This is a genomic window from Mycobacterium shunyiense (assembly GCF_058270075.1).
In genome coordinates, this window is sequence record NZ_JBZDPU010000015.1 from 26,029 (window position 1) to 43,237 (window position 17,209).

20 protein-coding genes are annotated in these 17,209 nt (G+C 67.6%); 12 read left to right on the top strand and 8 right to left on the bottom strand.

The window, feature by feature from the left end:
- Positions 1–10 precede the first annotated feature (10 nt).
- Complete coding sequence (locus tag AC4ELH_RS14350) at positions 11–1,237, top strand: Rv3212 family protein (protein ID WP_448442643.1); 1,227 nt, start codon at positions 11–13, stop codon at positions 1,235–1,237.
- Between the two features lie 14 nt (positions 1,238–1,251).
- On the opposite strand, the gene AC4ELH_RS14355 is transcribed toward AC4ELH_RS14350, so the two are convergent.
- A complete protein-coding gene (locus AC4ELH_RS14355; protein ID WP_448442641.1) occupies positions 1,252–2,328 on the bottom strand; it encodes a MerR family transcriptional regulator in 1,077 nt (358 codons plus the stop codon).
- A 45-nt stretch (positions 2,329–2,373) separates the two neighbouring features.
- On the bottom strand, positions 2,374–3,201 hold the full coding sequence (locus AC4ELH_RS14360) for a ParA family protein (protein ID WP_055112086.1): 828 nt from the start codon (positions 3,199–3,201) through the stop codon (positions 2,374–2,376).
- Between the two features lie 28 nt (positions 3,202–3,229).
- On the opposite strand from AC4ELH_RS14360, the gene AC4ELH_RS14365 reads away from it, so the two are divergent.
- Genes AC4ELH_RS14365 through AC4ELH_RS14375 form a run of 3 tightly spaced genes read left to right on the top strand, consistent with a single transcriptional unit; the run spans position 3,230 to position 5,408 of the window.
- Entirely contained in the window at positions 3,230–3,841 is a 612-nt protein-coding gene (locus tag AC4ELH_RS14365; RefSeq protein ID WP_064878165.1) for an acid phosphatase, read from the top strand.
- Entirely contained in the window at positions 3,838–4,923 is a 1,086-nt protein-coding gene (locus AC4ELH_RS14370; protein ID WP_498885077.1) for an isochorismate synthase, read from the top strand. Before AC4ELH_RS14365 ends, AC4ELH_RS14370 begins: the two co-directional genes overlap by 4 nt.
- Complete coding sequence (locus tag AC4ELH_RS14375; protein ID WP_498885079.1) at positions 4,920–5,408, top strand: GNAT family N-acetyltransferase; 489 nt, start codon at positions 4,920–4,922, stop codon at positions 5,406–5,408. The genes AC4ELH_RS14370 and AC4ELH_RS14375 overlap by 4 nt, the downstream gene beginning before the upstream one ends.
- Here AC4ELH_RS14375 and AC4ELH_RS14380 read toward each other — a convergent pair.
- Positions 5,405–5,782 (bottom strand): hypothetical protein, encoded by a 378-nt coding sequence (locus AC4ELH_RS14380; protein WP_055112079.1) that lies wholly within the window; start codon positions 5,780–5,782, stop codon positions 5,405–5,407. The two genes, AC4ELH_RS14375 and AC4ELH_RS14380, sit on opposite strands and share 4 nt — an antisense overlap.
- Positions 5,779–6,219, bottom strand: coding sequence for a type II 3-dehydroquinate dehydratase (aroQ, locus tag AC4ELH_RS14385; RefSeq protein ID WP_064878187.1), 441 nt, complete (start codon positions 6,217–6,219; stop codon positions 5,779–5,781). Before aroQ ends, AC4ELH_RS14380 begins: the two co-directional genes overlap by 4 nt.
- A gap of 207 nt (positions 6,220–6,426) precedes the next feature.
- Here aroQ and AC4ELH_RS14390 point away from each other — a divergent pair, with 207 nt between their 5' ends.
- The 3 genes from AC4ELH_RS14390 (at position 6,427) to whiB1 (ending at position 8,324) form a co-directional block, all read left to right on the top strand.
- Positions 6,427–6,813: a YchJ family protein gene (locus AC4ELH_RS14390; protein WP_448442632.1), complete on the top strand. Its 387-nt coding sequence runs from the start codon at positions 6,427–6,429 to the stop codon at positions 6,811–6,813.
- A gap of 35 nt (positions 6,814–6,848) precedes the next feature.
- Positions 6,849–7,811 carry a diacylglycerol/lipid kinase family protein gene (locus AC4ELH_RS14395; RefSeq protein ID WP_448442630.1) on the top strand — a complete coding sequence of 321 codons (963 nt, stop codon included), beginning with the start codon at positions 6,849–6,851 and terminating at the stop codon, positions 7,809–7,811.
- A 258-nt stretch (positions 7,812–8,069) separates the two neighbouring features.
- The gene (gene whiB1, locus AC4ELH_RS14400) at positions 8,070–8,324 is read left to right on the top strand and encodes a transcriptional regulator WhiB1 (RefSeq protein ID WP_003882795.1); all 255 of its coding nucleotides are present in this window, start codon (positions 8,070–8,072) and stop codon (positions 8,322–8,324) included.
- Between the two features lie 184 nt (positions 8,325–8,508).
- Here whiB1 and AC4ELH_RS14405 read toward each other — a convergent pair whose 3' ends face one another.
- Together AC4ELH_RS14405 and AC4ELH_RS14410 are read right to left on the bottom strand one after the other, a co-directional pair.
- The gene (locus AC4ELH_RS14405; protein WP_064959507.1) at positions 8,509–10,008 is read right to left on the bottom strand and encodes a sensor histidine kinase; all 1,500 of its coding nucleotides are present in this window, start codon (positions 10,006–10,008) and stop codon (positions 8,509–8,511) included.
- 64 nt (positions 10,009–10,072) lie between these two features.
- Positions 10,073–10,288, bottom strand: a complete 216-nt coding sequence (locus AC4ELH_RS14410; RefSeq protein ID WP_055119839.1) for a biotin/lipoyl-binding carrier protein — start codon at positions 10,286–10,288, stop codon at positions 10,073–10,075.
- Positions 10,289–10,423: 135 nt separating this feature from the next.
- On the opposite strand from AC4ELH_RS14410, the gene AC4ELH_RS14415 reads away from it, so the two are divergent.
- Positions 10,424–10,516, top strand: coding sequence for a 50S ribosomal protein bL37 (locus AC4ELH_RS14415; RefSeq protein ID WP_003882799.1), 93 nt, complete (start codon positions 10,424–10,426; stop codon positions 10,514–10,516).
- An 82-nt stretch (positions 10,517–10,598) separates the two neighbouring features.
- Here the strand turns inward: AC4ELH_RS14415 and rsrA are convergent, their stop codons facing one another.
- Together rsrA and AC4ELH_RS14425 are read right to left on the bottom strand one after the other, a co-directional pair.
- Positions 10,599–10,913, bottom strand: coding sequence for a mycothiol system anti-sigma-R factor (gene rsrA, locus AC4ELH_RS14420; protein ID WP_055112068.1), 315 nt, complete (start codon positions 10,911–10,913; stop codon positions 10,599–10,601).
- The gene (locus AC4ELH_RS14425; protein ID WP_055112066.1) at positions 10,910–11,554 is read right to left on the bottom strand and encodes a sigma-70 family RNA polymerase sigma factor; all 645 of its coding nucleotides are present in this window, start codon (positions 11,552–11,554) and stop codon (positions 10,910–10,912) included. Before AC4ELH_RS14425 ends, rsrA begins: the two co-directional genes overlap by 4 nt.
- Before the next feature lie 226 nt (positions 11,555–11,780).
- Here AC4ELH_RS14425 and ybaK point away from each other — a divergent pair, with 226 nt between their 5' ends.
- The 4 genes from ybaK to AC4ELH_RS14445 all read left to right on the top strand — a co-directional run bounded on the left by ybaK (position 11,781) and on the right by AC4ELH_RS14445 (position 17,130).
- On the top strand, positions 11,781–12,269 hold the full coding sequence (gene ybaK / locus AC4ELH_RS14430) for a Cys-tRNA(Pro) deacylase (protein ID WP_064878151.1): 489 nt from the start codon (positions 11,781–11,783) through the stop codon (positions 12,267–12,269).
- A 122-nt stretch (positions 12,270–12,391) separates the two neighbouring features.
- Positions 12,392–13,510, top strand: coding sequence for an acyl-CoA dehydrogenase family protein (locus AC4ELH_RS14435; protein WP_448442626.1), 1,119 nt, complete (start codon positions 12,392–12,394; stop codon positions 13,508–13,510).
- Positions 13,511–13,512: 2 nt separating this feature from the next.
- Positions 13,513–14,709 carry an acyl-CoA dehydrogenase family protein gene (locus AC4ELH_RS14440; protein ID WP_448442624.1) on the top strand — a complete coding sequence of 399 codons (1,197 nt, stop codon included), beginning with the start codon at positions 13,513–13,515 and terminating at the stop codon, positions 14,707–14,709.
- Positions 14,710–14,712: 3 nt separating this feature from the next.
- Positions 14,713–17,130 carry a CaiB/BaiF CoA-transferase family protein gene (locus AC4ELH_RS14445; protein ID WP_498885085.1) on the top strand — a complete coding sequence of 806 codons (2,418 nt, stop codon included), beginning with the start codon at positions 14,713–14,715 and terminating at the stop codon, positions 17,128–17,130.
- Positions 17,131–17,209 lie beyond the last annotated feature (79 nt).

A 17,209-nucleotide genomic window follows, 5' to 3' on the forward strand; every position in this document is an offset into this window, starting at 1 on the left:
GGACCGGTCAGTGGTCAAACCCGAACGCCGCACCCGCGGCGACATGGCCGCCGCCGCGGCAATCGTCGCGATCGTCGCGCTGGCGGCCGGCCTGATCTGGTGGACGAGTGACGCCAGGGCCACCACTAGCAGGCCCGCTGCGGCGCCCGTTCCCTACCTGACGCCGGCCCGCGAGGTACCGGTCGGCCTGCAACAGTTGTGGACCGCCGACAGCCCCCGGACCACCGAGCCCGTGCTCGCCGGCGGATCGGTGGTGACCGCCGAGGGGTCCACCGTCGCCGGCCGTGACCCCGTCAGTGGCGCCGTGCTGTGGAGTTATGCCCGCGACCTCGAACTCTGCGGTGTGACGGCGGTGTACCAGTACGCGGTCGCGGTGTATCCCGATGCTCGCGGCTGCGGCCAGGTCAGCACCGTCGACGGCAAGACCGGCAGGCGCGGTCCGGCCCGCACCGCCTATGCCGACCCCGAGGTCCAGCTGTCGTCCGATGGCTCCACGGTGCTCTCGGCCGGGGACAGTCGCCTTGAGCTGTGGCGCTCGGACATGGTCCGGATGCTGTCCTACGGTGCGCTGGACGCCCGCATCAAGCCCGACGTGCCGGCATCACCGGTATGCCGCCAACTGTCGACAGCAGCGAGTTCCTCGGCGGTGTCGGTGCTGGAATCGTGCCCGAAGAGCAAGTTCATCCGGTTGACGCTGCTGCGCCCCGCCGACGAAGAAGACACTCCCGAGGTGCGCTACGTCGAACTGCAGGACATCACCGACGAGTCCGGGGCCAAGGTGATCGCGGTGTCCGGCACCACGACCGCGGTATACCTGCCCACACCGAGGCCGATGGTCAACGTCATCGACGAGACCGGAAAAACGCTTGCCAGCCTGCCGCTGGCCAAGCCGGCGGCGCCGCAGTCGACGACCACCCGCGCCGGGGACCTGATCACCTGGTGGACCGGCGACTCGGTCCTGGTGTTCGGCACCAACGGAGGCTCCGGCCTTCAGTACAAGTTCACCGTCAGCCCGTCGGGGCCGCACCTTCCCGTCGGTCCCGCCACGGTGATGGCCGGTCGGTTGTTGGTTCCGGTCAGCGACGGTTACGACGTCTTCGATCAGGAGACCGGCGCCGGCCAGCGGCACATCGCGCTGCCGCGTACCCCCAGCGTGTCGCCGGTGGTGCCGGTGGCGGCCGGCGACACCGTGCTCGAACAGCGCGGCACGCAACTGGTGGCCCTCGGCGCGAACTGATCCGGGCGTCCGGCTCAGCCGATATCGATCACAATCACCGTGGTGTTGTCGCTGCCGCCGGCGTCGTTGGCGACCTGCACCAGCCGCTGCGCAACGACCTCGGGGTCGTCCTCCGCGGCGGCGTCGATGATGTCGGCATCATCGGCGCCGGCGAACAACCCGTCACTGCTGATCAACAGCCGGTCTCCCGGACGACACTCCAGATCGAACAGCTCGGGCCGGATGGCGGGGCCGATACCCAGCGCCCGGGTCAGCAGATGACGGTGCGGGTGGAAGCGGGCCTCTTCGCGGGTGATCTCACCGGCCCGCACCAGTTCCCCGGAGACACTGTGATCGTTGGTCAGCTGACTCATGGCGCCCTCCCGAATCAGGTTGAGCGGCGAATCCCCGATGTTGATGGCCAGTGGCCCGCCCTGCTCGTCGCCGAAGATCGCCACCACGGTCAGGGTGGCGCCCGAACTGGTTCCCGAAGCGCTGACATGTGCGAAGACCTGCTCGTTGGCCTGCTGGACCGCCCCGATCAGGCCGTCGCGGTCGGGTGCGGCGGTGAATCCGGCGGCGAGCGCCTCCACCGCGATCCGGCTGGCGTGGTCACCTTCGGGGCCGAAACCGTCGGCCACCGCGTACAGAATGCCGTCGGCGAGCAGCGAATCCTGATTGCTCTCCCGCACCGGGCCCTGATCGGTGGCCGTCGCGGACCGTAACACCGAAGCCATGGAGATCGTCCTCTCGTCGGACCAGCGGCCCCCTGCCACTGGAGAAGGTTGGGCGAGTAGCACACTGCGGACCACTCCCAGTGCCTCGCGGCGGCGCGCATACTCATCATCGAGCTCCGTCTGCCACGCGGCCAGTTGCTGTTCGGTGGGGCCGCGCAGGAACTCTGCGATGCCTGCGACCGGTATCCGCGCTCCCCGAAGCAACCCCACTGTGCGCGCCTCGGCAACCTGGGCCCGGGAGTAGTACCGGTACCCCGTCAGCGCGTCGACCGCGGCCGGCACCAACACGCCCGATGCCGCATACGAACGCAACATCTTGGGCGACAGCCCCGTCATGGCCGCGAACTCCCCGATGCTCAGCAGGTCTTGGTTCATGTCGTCAGCATCAGGTCTGTCCACGGGGCAAGGTCAAGTAGCGCCCTAGACCACCTCGGGTGCGAAGGTCGGCAGCTTCTTGCCTGACTTCCAGTGTTTGAGCAGGGCCTGGGCGAGCTCGCGGTAGGCCAGCCCGCCCTTGCTCTTGCGGCCGGCCAGTACCGAGGATCCCGATGCGCTGGCCTCGGCGAACCGCACGGTTCGGGGAATCGGTGGAGCCAACACGGGCAGTTCGTACCGGTCGGCGACATCCAACAGCACGTCACGGCTGTGGGTGGTGCGCGAATCGTAGAGCGTCGGCAGCGCGCCGAGCAGCGCCAGCTCGGGATTGGTGATCTGCTGCACGTCGGAGATCGTGCGCAGGAACTGGCCGACGCCGCGGTGCGCCAGCGTCTCGCACTGCAACGGCACGATCACCTCGTTCGCAGCTGTCAGGCCGTTGAGCGTCAATACGCCCAGAGACGGCGGGCAATCGATGATCACCACGTCGAAATCGTCGGAAACCTTGGCCAGGGCCCGCTTGAGCGCATACTCCCGCCCGGCCCGCATCAGCAGCATGGCCTCTGAACCGGCCAGATCGATGTTGGCCGGCAGCAGCGTCATCCCCTCGGCCGTCTCGACCAGCGCCGCCCCCGGCTCGACGTCGCCGAGCAACACCTCGTGTACCGACACCGGCAGCTTGTCCGGGTCATGACCCAATGAAAACGTCAGACAGCCTTGCGGATCCAGATCGACCAGCAGCACCCGCCGACCCTGCTCGGACATCGCCGCACCCAGCGACGCCACCGTCGTCGTCTTGGCTACCCCACCCTTTTGATTGGCGACCGCTAATACTCGCGTCACACCTTCATCCAAGCACGCTCCCGGCGGCATTGCCGGAACGTGCGGCAGAATCGCCGGTGTGAGCGACCGCCTGCACCGCCTGATCCTGCTCCGACACGGCGAGACCGAGTGGTCGGCCACCGGGAGGCACACCGGCCGCACCGAGCAGGACCTGACCGAAACCGGGCGGGAGCAGGCCGTGCTGGCCCGCCCGGCACTCGCCGAGTTGCAGTTGACCGAGCCACTGGTGATCAGCAGCCCGCGGCGCCGCGCGCTGGACACCGCCGAACTGGCCGGACTGCACGTCGACGAGATCGACCCCGATCTGTCCGAGTGGGATTACGGCGACTACGAGGGACTGACCACACCTCAGATCCGCGAGAGCGTGCCCGACTGGCTGGTGTGGACCCATGGCTGTCCCGGCGGCGAGAGCGTCGACCAGGTTTCAGCCCGTGCCGACCGGGCGGTCGGCACGGCGCTGGAGCATCTGGCCACCCGGGACGTGGTGTTCGTCGGGCACGGGCATTTCTCCCGTGCCATGTTGACCCGCTGGGCGGAACTACCCGTGTCCGAAGGGATCCGGCTGTCGATGGTGCCGGCATCGCTGGCAGTGTGCGGATTCGAGCACGGCGTGCGTCAGATCACCGCGCTCGGGCTGACCGGCCACCCCAACCCGTGTCTGTCGCAGTGAACCCGTCATTCGTGTTGGCCGGGCCGAACGGCGCCGTCCTGGCAGAGGGCGTACGAACCGGATTCGCCGATATCGCCGACGCCCAGGCCGCGCTGCGGTCCGGTACGCCAATAGTGCTGGGTGCGTTGCCATTTGATCCGGCCGCACCGTCCGCCTTGTATGAACCCGATGCGATCCGGTTCACCGATGCGCTCCCGGACTGGCCCGTCAATCCGCCCCCGGCAGTGGTGCAGCGCGAAACCCTGCCACCGGGATCGGTGCACCGCGCGCGGGTGGCCGAGGCGATCCGGCGCCTGCGGGACCCGCAGATCCCGATCGACAAAGTGGTGCTGGCCCGCTCGCTGCGCCTGTCCGCCGATTCCGCATGGGACGTCCGGACCGTGTTGCGCCGACTGGCCGACGCCGACCCGGCCGCCACGGTCTACCTGGCCGATCTGTCCCCGGCGGGCGGAGCGAACGCCGGCACCGCCCTGGTGGGCGCGAGCCCCGAATTGTTGGTGGCGCGCGAGGGCGAGACGGTGATCTGCCAGCCCTTCGCCGGGTCGGCACCACGCTCGGCCGATCCCGCCGTGGACGCGGCCAACGCGACCGCGCTGGCGGCCTCGGCGAAGAACCGTCACGAGCATCAGCTGGTGGTCGACGTGATGCGCCAGGCGCTGGAGCCGTTGTGCGTCGATCTGCAGATCGCCGAGGAACCACAGTTGCACGGCACCGACGCACTGTGGCACCTGAGTACCCCCGTACTCGGACGACTGCGCGAAAAGCGCACCACGGCAATCGATCTGGCGCTCGCACTGCACCCCACCCCCGCGGTCGGCGGGGTTCCGACCGACCGCGCCGCCGCACTGATCGGCGAACTGGAGGGCGATCGCGGGTTCTACGCCGGCGCCGTCGGCTGGTGCGACAGCAGCGGCGACGGACGCTGGGTGGTGTCGATCCGGTGCGCAGTGTTGTCCGCGGATCGATACACGGCCCTGGCCAGTGCCGGCGGCGGTATTGTCGCTGAATCCGATCCCGATGACGAAGTCGACGAGACCACCACGAAATTCAGAACCATCCTGACTGGACTAGGGGCGACATGAGCGAGTTGATCCGCCGGGCGCGACCCGGCGACGAGGTCGAGATCACCGCGATGATCCGCGAGTTGGCCGAGTTCGAACGTGCTTCCGACGAGTGCACTGTCACCGAAAAGCAGATGCACACAGCACTTTTCGGTGACCGACCGGTGGCCTACGCGCACATGCTGGAGGTCGACGGGCAGGTGGCCGCGACCGCGGTGTGGTTCCTGAACTTCTCCACGTGGGACGGCGTCGCCGGGCTCTACCTGGAGGACCTCTACGTGCGTCCGGCCTTCCGGCGCCGCGGGCTGGCCCGAAAGCTGTTGTCCACCTTGGCAGCCGAATGCGTCGAACAGGGCTACACCCGGATGACCTGGGCGGTGCTGAACTGGAACGTCAACGCCATCGCGCTGTATGACGCCGTGGGCGGCAAGCCGCAGACCGAGTGGAGCACCTACCGGGTGTCGGGCCCAGAGCTTTCCGCCCTGGCGGCCGAGCTGCGCAGCTAGTCGCGGCGGGCGATCCAGTCCACCGAGGACGGGCTGAACAGCAGACCCAGGGTGATCAGGGCGAGCAGCCCGACCAGCACGCCGTACACGACGTGGTGCGAGGTGATCACGTACCAGGCCACGGGCAGCAACAGCAGGTTGGCCAACACCGCGATCCCCCGCCCCCAGTACCGCGCGGTGATCAGCGCCCAGCCACCCGCGAGCACCCCACCACCGATCAGCAGGAACCAGATCGCTGTGCCGTACCCGCTGACGATGTGCTGATCCGCACCGCCCAACGCCCGCACCAGCAGCACGACCGCCATGATCAGCGCGGCGATTCCTTCGGCCGCGGTCAGAAAACCTGCGTACCGGATGGCGGGAGGCTGGATCACGACTTCCGCTCCGCCAGGTACCGCACCGCGTATTCGTAGCCGGCGGGGCCCGCGCCGGCGATGACGACCTCGGCCACGGCCGACACGTACGAGTGATGCCGGAACGCCTCGCGAGTGTGGATGTTGCTCAGGTGAACCTCGACCACCGGCAGTTCGGCGGCGCTGAGCACATCGCGGATCGCCACCGAGGTGTGGCTGTAAGCCGCCGGATTGATGATGATGCCGACGCAGTCCTGCCTGGCTGCCTGAATGGCGTCGACGAGCGCACCCTCGTGGTTGCTCTGCACGGCGCGGACCTCGAAACCGAACTCGGCCGCCAGTTCGGCCACCCGCTGCTCGATCTGAGCCAGCGTGGTGGAGCCGTAGATCTCGGGCTGGCGGGTGCCCAGCATGTTGAGATTCGGTCCGTTGACGAGCAGTAATCGGCGTGCGGTCACGTCCTGTACGGTACCGACGCCCGCGCCCCCGGCGGCAAGGCACACCGGCGCACAGGCCACGCCATTGATGCTGGTTTTCGGCGTCGAGATCGACGCCAGGGTCGCGGCTGGGCAGAAAACACAACCCGCACGTCGATCTCGGCGCGCACGGCGGCGTGCAGGCGGCGTGCAGGGCGGGGCCCACGACAGACCGGGATACTTGGTCACGTGACCGACCAACCCTGCCCGTGCGGCACCGGCCTGGCCTACGCCGAGTGCTGCGGCCTGCTGCACACCGGCGCGCAGCAGGCCCCGACGGCCGTTGCCCTGATGCGGTCCCGGTTCAGCGCGTTCGCCGTCGGCGACGTCGACTACCTGTTGACCTCCTGGCATCCCGACACCCGTCCCGCCGACCTCTCCCTCGACGGGGACATCGTGTGGCGGCGGTTGCAGATCGTCGACGCCGAGTCGGGAGGCGAAGACGACACCAAAGGCGTCGTCGAGTTTCGCGCCCAGTACGTCCACGACGGCAGCCGGCACATCCTGCATGAACGCAGCCGTTTCGAGCGGGTCGGCGATCGGTGGCGCTACCTGGATGGACAGATTCACGAATAACTGCCGTACACCTTGCCCGGTTAGGCTCATGCCCCGTGCGTGCCGTGCTGATCGTCAATCCGAACGCGACCTCGACCACCCCGGCCGGGCGTGACCTGCTCGCCCACGCGCTGGAGAGTCGGGTGACGCTGACCGTCGAACACACCAATCACCGAGGTCACGCCATCGAGATCGCCCGCGATGCCGCACGTGACGGTGTGGACGTGCTGATCGTGCACGGTGGAGACGGGACGGTCAACGAAGTCGTCAACGGCCTGCTCGGTGACTGCGGAACCCGTCCCGACGCCGCCCTGGCGCCCGCGGTCGCAGTCGTGCCCGGCGGTTCGGCCAACGTCTTCGCCCGGGCGCTGGGCATCAGCCCCGATCCGATCGAGGCCACCAACCAACTCGTCGACCTGCTCGGCGGTTACCGGATGGGACGCCCGTGGCGCCGCATCGGCCTGATGGACTGCGGTGAGCGCTGGGGCGTGTTCACCGCCGGGATGGGCGTGGACGGTGACGTGGTGGCGGCCGTAGAGGCCCAACGCGCGAAGGGACGCAAAGTCACAGCGTCGCGTTACATCCGGGTGGCGGTGCGGGAGTTCCTCACGACCGCACGCCGGGAACCGACGTTGACGTTGCATCTGCCGGGCGCCGACCCGGTTGCCGGGGTGCACTTCGCGTTCGTGTCGAACTCCAGTCCCTGGACGTATGCGAACAGCCGCCCGGTGTGGACGAACCCAGAAACCACGTTCGACACCGGCTTGGGAGTGTTCGCCACCACGAGCATGAACATCTGGTCGAATCTGCGACTGGTCCGCCAGATGGTGTCCCGCAAGCCCCGCCTCGAAGCCAAGCACCTGATCCGCGATGACAACGTCTCGTCGGTCACCGTGACGAGCACCACGCCTGCCGCCTGCCAGATTGACGGAGATTACATCGGCACGCGCGAAACCATGACGTTCACGTCGGTCCCCGAGGCGCTCTGCGTCGTCGCGCCGACGAATAAAAGTGATTGACCTGCGCAAACACACCGCCTAGGGTGGAATTAGGGCGCAGCTAGATCCAGAGTGTAGTACACAGGAGTGAGGGTTCTGGTCACCGCCCCACCCAGTGACATTGCCCACGTGTTAACTCAATGCTATTGACATCTGTTCAGCCTGTGAAAGCATCAATGCAACAGTGCAGAAACATTCGTGTGCACGCGTTAACAGCCGAAGAAAATCTGGTGCGCTTCGCCGCGCACACATGACATGTCTAACGAGGAGTTTGATCTTATGGATTGGCGCCACAAGGCCGTCTGTCGCGACGAAGATCCGGAGCTGTTCTTCCCCGTGGGAAACAGTGGCCCGGCGCTTGCTCAGATCGCCGACGCGAAGCTGGTGTGCAACCGTTGCCCCGTAACCACTGAGTGCCTCACCTGGGCCTTGGACTCCGGCCAGGACGCCGGCGTGTGGGGCGGGATGAGCGAGGATGAGCGTCGTGCGCTCAAGCGTCGCAACGCCCGCACCAAGGCCCGCACCGGAGTCTGACCTTTCGGTTCAGATCCCCGACGCAAGCTATGGCCCCGACAATGTCGGGGCCATAGCTTATTTTTTGAACAATTCGCTACAGCAAATTGCGTAATTGTCATCACATCTTCTATTGACGCAACTGGGTAATTGCTTCAGTGGTACTGGCGTCCCACTGTGAACGCCCTGTGGCCCGCGACCGGACTCACTGGATGCCGCGACTGCGCCTGCCGATCGGCACCCGCAGCACCACATCGGTTCCCCCGGACGGCACATCGTGCATACCCAACGAGCCGTCCAATTCCGCGGTGACCAGCGTTCGCACGATCTGCAGGCCGAGCCGGTCAGACTTCTCCAGGCTGAACCCGTCAGGCACGCCACGCCCATCGTCGTGCACCACGACATCCAGCCAGCGGGCCGAACGCTCGGACCTGATGGTCACGCAACCCTGGGGCGTGTCAGCGTCGAAGGCATGCTCGATGGCGTTCTGCACCAATTCGGTGATCACCATGATCAACGCCGTCGCACGGTCGGCGTCGAGCACGCCGAGGGCGCCATCGCGGTTGATCCGGATCGGGGTGTCCACCGACGCGACATCGTTCATGATCGGCAGGATCCGGTCGATCACCTCGTCGAGGTTGACCTCCTCGTCGACCGACATCGACAACGCATCATGCACCAGTGCGATCGACGACACCCGTCGCACCGATTCGATCAGCGCCTCGCGGGCCTCCAGGTTGTTGGTCCGGCGCGCCTGCAGTCGCAACAGAGCCGCTACGGTCTGCAGGTTGTTCTTCACCCGGTGGTGGATCTCCCGGATCGTGGCGTCCTTGCTCAGCAGCGCGCGGTCACGCCGTTTGACCTCGGTGACGTCGCGGATCAGGACGGCGGCTCCGACCGCGGCGCCATGCACGACCAACGGCAGGGTCCGCAACAGTACCGCCGCACCGCCGGCGTCGACCTCCATGCGCATGCTGGAGCCTCCGGCCAGCGAGTCGCGGACGTGGTTGGCCAGTTCCTGGGCCTCGAACGGGTCGGAGATCAACGGCCGGGTGACGGTGACCAGATTGTGCCCGTCCAGCTCGGACGCCAGGCCCATGCGGTGATAGGCCGAAATGGCGTTGGGACTGGCGAACACCACGTCGCCGACCTTGTCGAGGCGGATGAAACCGTCGCCCACCCGTGGGCTGGAACGCGACATGGCCAGATCGCCGACGTTCGGGAAGGTGCCCTCGGACAGCATGTGCAGCAGATCGCTCGCACAGTCCAGGTAGGCGCCCTCCAGCGGGCTGGCCATCCGACGGGCGGCCAGCGCGGTCTGGTGGGTCAACACCGCGACGACGTGATCGCGGTGCCGCACCGGAACCGCTTCCACGTTCAGACCGGGAAGGTCCGGCGAATGTCGTTGTGTGCCACCGCTTCCCCGGCCGATCGCACCTGACTGGAAGGCCGTGGTGACGACGGGAAGGTCGGCGGCCGCGGCCAGCGTGCCGACCGAGTCGGCCAACAAGACGGTGGGGGCGGTATTGGGCCGCACCTGCGCGACGCACACCAGCACGCCGTCGTCGCGGCGCACCCACATCAGATAGTCGGCGAACGACAGGTCGGCCAGCAGCTGCCACTCCCCGACCACCGCATGCAGGTGGTCCACGGCGCTGCCGGGCAGCATCGTGTGTTCGGCGAGCAGGTCACCGAGGGTAGACATCAGGCACCGCGCACGCGAGGAGCAGAGAGACCACCGTCCACCGGGAGCAGGGAAACGAACCGAGTCAGTCGATCACCGCGATGAGATCGCCCGCCTGGATCACGTCGCCCTCGGCGACGTTGACCTTGGTGATGGTGCCGGCAACCTCAGCCAGGACCGGGATCTCCATCTTCATCGACTCGAGCAGCACCAGGGTGTCCCCCGCACCGATCTGATCGCCCTCGTGAACCACGACCTCCAGCACACTGGCCACGATTTCGGCGCGAACGTCCTCGGCCATCTTCACCCCACTTCACTCCGGCGCTAACCCGACTACTTCTGCGGCCTATATCGAACCACAACCCCGGGTGGACAGCGCTGCCCCCGGGGCATGAGACACTAGGGAGCAAGTTCTTACACCATCTGGAGGATCATCATGGCCAAGCGTGGCCGCAAGAAGCGGGACCGCAAGCACTCGAAGGCGAACCACGGCAAGCGCCCCAACGCCGGTTCGAAGTCAGTGCGCTAGCCGCTTCGGCAGACTGTGACCGCCCGACTCCCTTCGGAGATCGGGCGGTTTGTCGTCGGTCCCGGCAAGGCCGAGCGCCTGGTCAGCCCCGGATGATGGTGGTCTGGCTGATCTGGATCCGCAGCCGTTCCCGCAGCCCCTCAGGGGCCTTTTCACCGCTGCACTTGGCGGCGATGAGCTTCTTGACGCGCTCCTCGACCCCGTAGTGACGCAGGCACGCCGGGCATTCTTCGAGGTGGTGCTTGAGCTTGTCACGGCTTTCGGCCGTGCACTCGCCGTCGAGCAACGTCCATACCTCGGCGATCACCGCGGCGCACTCCGGATGTTCGGGGTCGACGGGTCCCACCGGCGGGCTCCAGCGCTCGTCCTCGCGATTCGACTCACGGTCCCCGCTCATGAGGACACCTCCTCCGGCTCACCAAGCTGCTGACCTCGGATGAAGCCGCGATCCCTGGCCACATCGGCCAGCAGGTCACGTAGCTGCTTGCGGCCGCGGTGCAGGCGGGACATCACGGTCCCGATGGGAGTATCCATGATCTCGGCGATCTCCTTGTAGGGGAAGCCCTCGACGTCGGCGTAATACACCGCCATCCGGAATTCCTCGGGCAGCGCCTGCAGCGCCGCCTTGATCTCGGTGTCGGGCAGCGACTCCAGCGCTTCGACCTCCGCCGATCGCAGACCGGTCGACGAGTGCTCGGCGTTGGCAGCCAGCTGCCAGTCGGTGATCTCGTCGGTCGGGTACTCGGCAGGTTGGCGCTGCTTCTTGCGGTAGCTGTTGATGTACGTGTTGGTCAGGATGCGGTAGAGCCACGCCTTGAGGTTGGTGCCCTCACGGAATGACCGGAAGCCGGCGTAGGCCTTGACCATGGTTTCCTGCAGCAGGTCCTCGGCGTCGGCGGGGTTGCGGGTCATCCGCAGGGCGCCGCCGTACAGCTGGTCCAGCAGCGGAATGGCATCACGTTCGAACCGCGCAGTCAGCTCGGCATCGGTTTCAGTCGGCTGCGGCGTGTCAGGCTCGGCCTGCTCGACGTCAGTCATCGTGGGAAACACCTTCCCTTCTGTCGCGGCGCCACCAACAGGCGCGGAATACCACTGGGTATCCGCCGGCCGTTCCAGGCATACGGTTGGCACCAGAATCCTCCTTAGATCCTAGAGCGTGCTACCGACGAGTAGCGCTGAGCAGGTGTCGAGAGCAATAACAGCATGCAATGGTCACTGTGTTCCCGCACCGTGGTCCACGCGTTGCCCGGCTACGCTGAGCGCCGTGGCACGTGCAGCGACACCCGCGATCGCAGCTCTGGTGGCGGCGGGCATCGACCACGAAGTGGTGGCCTACCAGCACGATCCTCGCAACGAATCGTTCGGCGACGAGGCCGTGGCCCAGCTGGCGGCCGACGGCATCGTCGCAGAACAGGTGTTCAAGACGCTCGTGATCGCGCTGCCCAAAGGGTTGGCGGTAGCGGTCGTGCCCGTACCGCACAAGCTGTCGCTGAAAGCCGCCGCGGCCGCATTGGGGGTTCCAAAGGCGGAAATGGCGGACCCCGTGGCAGCCCAGCGCTCCAGCGGATACGTCGTGGGCGGGATCTCCCCCCTGGGCCAGCGCAAGCCCCTGCCCACCGTCGTCGACACCTCGGCGCTTGCCTTCGACAAGGTGCTCTGCAGCGCGGGCAAGCGGGGCCTGGACGTCGCGCTGTCCCCCGAGGACCTGATCCGCGCGACATCGGCGGTGACAGCCGACATCGCCGTCACCTGAAGCATCCGGCCCGTCGTCGGCATCGGCATGTCGCAATCGGAAACGTGCCGGTGTCCGAATCCGTGATTTACATCACGAGCCCCGCCGGATTGCATGGGACCCGACAAGGAAGGCGGGCGCCCATGACGATCAGTGTGGCCGAGCGAGCAGAACTGGCCGCCGCGGTCTCCGCGTTGCTGCACGACGAATGCACCGAACAGGACGTACGCCGGGTGATGGGCAGCGACGACGGGTTCGACCGCGAGTTGTGGCGCAAGCTCGCCGCCCAGGGTGTGACCGGTCTGCTGGTCGACACCGAGTACGGCGGCGTCGGCCTGGGCGCCCTCGAACTCGAGGCCGTCGCGGAGGCGACCGGCGCCGCGCTGCTGCCGGCACCGTTCCTGTCCAGCGCGGTGCTGGCGTCGGCACTGATCGACGCGACAGGTTCCGACGCCGCCAAGCAGCAGCTGTTGCCGGCCCTGGTCGAGGGCACGTCGGTGGGCACCGTCGCGGTGACCGGCTCCCGGGGAACCTGGGCGCCGGAGGGCGTCGCGGTGCGCGCCGCCTCGGCCACCGACGGCCCGGAAGGCACCGACCACACGCTGACCGGCAACGCTCACTACGTCATGCACGGTCAGGTTGCCGATGTGGTCCTGGTGGTGGCCCGCGTCAACGGAGACTTCGGCGTCTTCCAGATCGCACCCGACGCGGACGGTTTCGAGCGCACGGCCGCAACGGTTTTCGACGCGACCGTGCCGCTGTCGACCTACACCTTCGACGCCGCACCGGCCCGCCGCCTCGGCACCGCCGGGTGGGACGCGGTGCAGCACGCCCTCGACCTCGGGTTGGTCGCTCTGGCCGGTGAACAGGTGGGCGGGACCAGACGAATCTTCGACATCACCGTCGACTACCTCAAGACCCGGATCCAGTTCGGCCGCCCCATCGGCAGCTTCCAGGCCCTCAAACACATGGCAGCCGACCTGCTGGTTCAGGTGGAATCGGCCACCTCGGCCGCCCAGCATGCCGCGGCCGAACTTGCCGCCGGTAGCGAAAAAGCCAGTGGTGCAATCGGTCTGGCCGGGTTTGCCTGCGCCGAGGCCTACCATACGACCGCCCTGTCGGCGATCCAGATGCACGGCGGCATCGCGTTCACCTGGGAGCACCCGGCCCACCTGTTCCTGCGCCGGGCCCGTACCGGCCTGCACCTGCTCGGCGGCTCGGGGCTGCACCGCGAGCGCTATCTCTCGTCGAAAGGCGCCTGACGATGACCGCCAACGAACTGCCCGGCGCTGATCAACTGCGCACCGAGGTGCGCGACTGGCTCGCCCAGAACTGGTCAGGGTTACCGAAATCCACGAATCCGTGGGTCAGCTCCCCCGAGCGGGTGGCTTGGCTGGAGAAGGTGCTCGACGCGGGTTACGCGGTGCCGACCTACCCCGCCGAATGGTTCGGACGGGCGTACCCGAACGCACTGGCGGCGGTGATCGAGCAGGAATTCCGGGCGGTCAAGGCACCCGGTGCGCGCCAGGACAAATACAGCATCCCGGCCAACACCGCGCTCAAGTTCGGCACCGATCGACTCAAGAACGACCTGGTGCGCGAGTTCCTGACCGAGCGGGCCCGCACCTGCCTGCTCTACAGCGAGCCCGGGGCCGGATCCGATCTGGCCGCCGTGCGCACCACCGCGGTCCGCGACGGCGACGAGTGGGTGGTCAACGGCCAGAAGGTGTGGACCTCGGGTGCCACCACGTCCGAGTACGCGTTGCTGATCGCCCGCACCGACTGGGATGTGCCCAAGCACAAAGGCTTGAGCTTCTTCATGATTCCGATGCGCCAGTCCGGTATCGAGGTGCGTCCGCTGGTCCAGATCACCGGCGAATCGCATTTCAACGAGGTCTTCATCACCGACGCGCGGGTGTCCGACGCCTACCTGCTCGGCGGGGAAGGCAACGGATGGCGGGTGCTGCAGACCGCACTGGCCTACGAGCGGTCGATCATGGGCGACGGCGGGCGCGGCTCACGCAACCGCACCCGGGCCGACGACCTCATCGGCCTGGCCCGCGACCACGGCCGCCTGGAGGATCCGGCAGTCCGCAAGGAACTGGCCGATGTGCTGGCGTTGCGCGAACTCAACTCGCTCAACAATGCCCGCGCCAAGGCCGCTGCGGCCCAAGGGACTTCCAGCTCGATCATGTCGCTCGGGAAGCTGGCCATGTCGAACATCCTGCACGCCGAGGCGCGCCTCAAGACCGAGATCATCGGCGCCGAAGCACTTTTGGCCGGCCCCGAGAACCCCGAGGCCGACGACATCAACTTCCTGACCCTCAACGCGTTCTTCACCTCGATCGGCGGCGGCACCGACCAGGTCCAGCGCAACATCATCGGTGAGCGCGTACTGGGCCTGGCCAAGGAACCCGAGGTCGATCGGGACATCCCGTTCCGCCAAGCCCGCCGGAGCTGAGCGATGACCAACCCCGACAACTACGACCCGCCGCTAGCGGGGGTATGCATCCTCGACCTGTCCCGCGGCCCGATGACGGCGGTCGGCCGCCTGCTGGCCGACCTCGGCGCCTCGGTGACCCAGGTGCACCTGCCCGGTGTCACCGAGGAACCAGACGATCGCCTCGCCGCGGGTGGCGGAGTCGATCCCGACTCGGTCGGCGCCGCGATCAACCGGTACGGCATGAGCACCGTCGTCGTCGATCTCTCGATCCCCGACGACCGCCGCCGCTGGGTTCACCTGCTGGCCGGGGCCGACATCCTGATCGAGGACACCCCGCCGGGCTCGGCGGCCGAGAAAGCCTTGGCGGCGCGCAACATTCACGCCGAGCATCCGGGCCTGGTGATCCTGTCCATCAGTGATTTCGGCCGCGACACCAGCTATCGCGGTTGGCACGCCACCACCCCGGTGCTGCACGCGCTGACCAGCGAGCTGTCCCGCTCGGGCATCCCGGGGCGGGAGCCACTGGTGCCCCCGGCGGCGCAGCTGCCCTATCACGTGGCGGCAGCGCAGGCCGCGGTGATGACCGTCAGCGTGTACCTGGACCGATTGCGTACCGGGGAAGCCGATCTCATCGATTTCTCGATCCTCGACGGCGCCATGCAGACCCTCGATCCGCCGCACGGGACGGTGGGGACGGCCTCGGCCGGAGTGGCGTTGAGCCGCCAACGACGCAACTGGAACGCCGAACGACTGCGGTACCCGATCATCGCGTGCAAGGACGGACACGTGCGAATCTGCCTCCTGGCAAAACGCCAGTGGCACGGCATGTTCGAGTGGATGGGACGACCCGAGGAGTTCGCCGATCCCTCGTTCGACAGGCTCAAGGTGCGGCTCAGCTCGCCCGAGCTGCTGGCCGGTGTCGGCCGGTTCTGCGCCGGGCAGACCCGGGCCGAGTTGGAGGTCGCCGGCCAGCGCCACGGGGTGCCGACGGCGGCGGTGCTGACGCTGGCCGAAACCCTCGGCACCGATCAGGTCATGAGCCGCGGCTACTTCCACGAAGTGGAGCTGGCCCGGGGAATATCGGCGCCCGTGCCGGCCGGCGTCATCGAGATCGACGGGCACCGGGCCAACGCGCTGACCCGGTCCGACCACGAAGCCGATCGGAGCCCTCGACACATCGATGTGGCACCGCTGCTCGCCGGCCGCGACCGCCGCAACGAAGGCCTTCCGTTGGAAGGCGTGCGGGTGCTGGATCTCGGCGTGATCGTCGTCGGGTCCGACACCGGACGACTCTTCGGCGATCTCGGCGCCGACGTCATCAAGATCGAGAACTCCGCGTTCCCGGACGGCCTGCGGGGCAACCTCTCGTCGATGTCGCCGACGTACGCTGCCGGCCACCGCAACAAGCGCTCGATCGGCATCGATCTGCGGACGCCGCGGGGCCGGGCGTTGTCGCACCAGTTGGTCGCGATATCCGACGTCGTGCTGACCAACTTCAAGCCGGGCGTGGCGGAGACGCTCGGAATGGACTACCAGACGTTGCGGGACGTCAACCCCGGCATCGTGGTGGTGGACAGTTCGGCCTTCGGGCCCACCGGACCTTGGGCCAAGCGAATGGGCTACGGCCCGCTGGTACGGGCGGCCGCCGGGTTCACCGATCTGTGGGTGTATCCGGATGAGCCAGAGTCGTTCTGCGACACGGTCACCGTTTACCCCGATCACGTGGCCGCCCGGATCGGCGCGCTCGGAGCGCTGGCGCTGCTGCTGCGCCGTGAACGCACCGGAACCGGGGGGTCGGCCAGCGTTGCGCAGTCCGAGGTGATGCTGAGCCATCTGGCCGGCGAGATCGCGGCGGAGGTCCTGGTGCGCCGCGGCCACGAATCCTCGGCCCGGCCGATCCACGATGCCCCGTGGGGCCTGTTCCCGGCTGCCGGTGAGGACACCTGGCTGGCGGTCACCGTGCGGGATGACGCTGATTGGCAGGCCCTGTGCGGAGTGATCGGCCGTCCCGACCTCGGCGCCGACGCGCAACTGGGCACCCGCAATGGCCGGGACGCTCACCGTGGCCGCATCGACGAGGCGGTGCGGTCCTGGACCTCACGGCGCCCGGCGACCGAGGCGATGGAGCAGCTGCAGTCGGCCGGTGTGCCTGCCGGAGCCGCGCTGCATGCCGACGACATCGCCGGCTGGGACTACTACGTGCAGCGCCGCGCCTTCCGCGAGGAGTTGCACCCCCACGCCGATGAGCCGTTCACGATGGAGAACGTGCAGATCCATTCGGATCGCGTGGCTGATCCACCGCTGATCCAGGCACCGTTGCTCGGCGAACAGACCCGCGACATCGCCGTCGAACTGTTGGGCCTCGACGACGCCGACATCGACGAGCTGATCGAGGCCGGCGTGCTCGAAGTGCCGCAGAGCGCCGTGCCGGCAAGCTGAACACCACGCCCACCGGCGACTGATCCCGCGTCCCTCGTACGATTCGTGGGTCCCCTCGCCCTCACGCCGGAAAAGACCG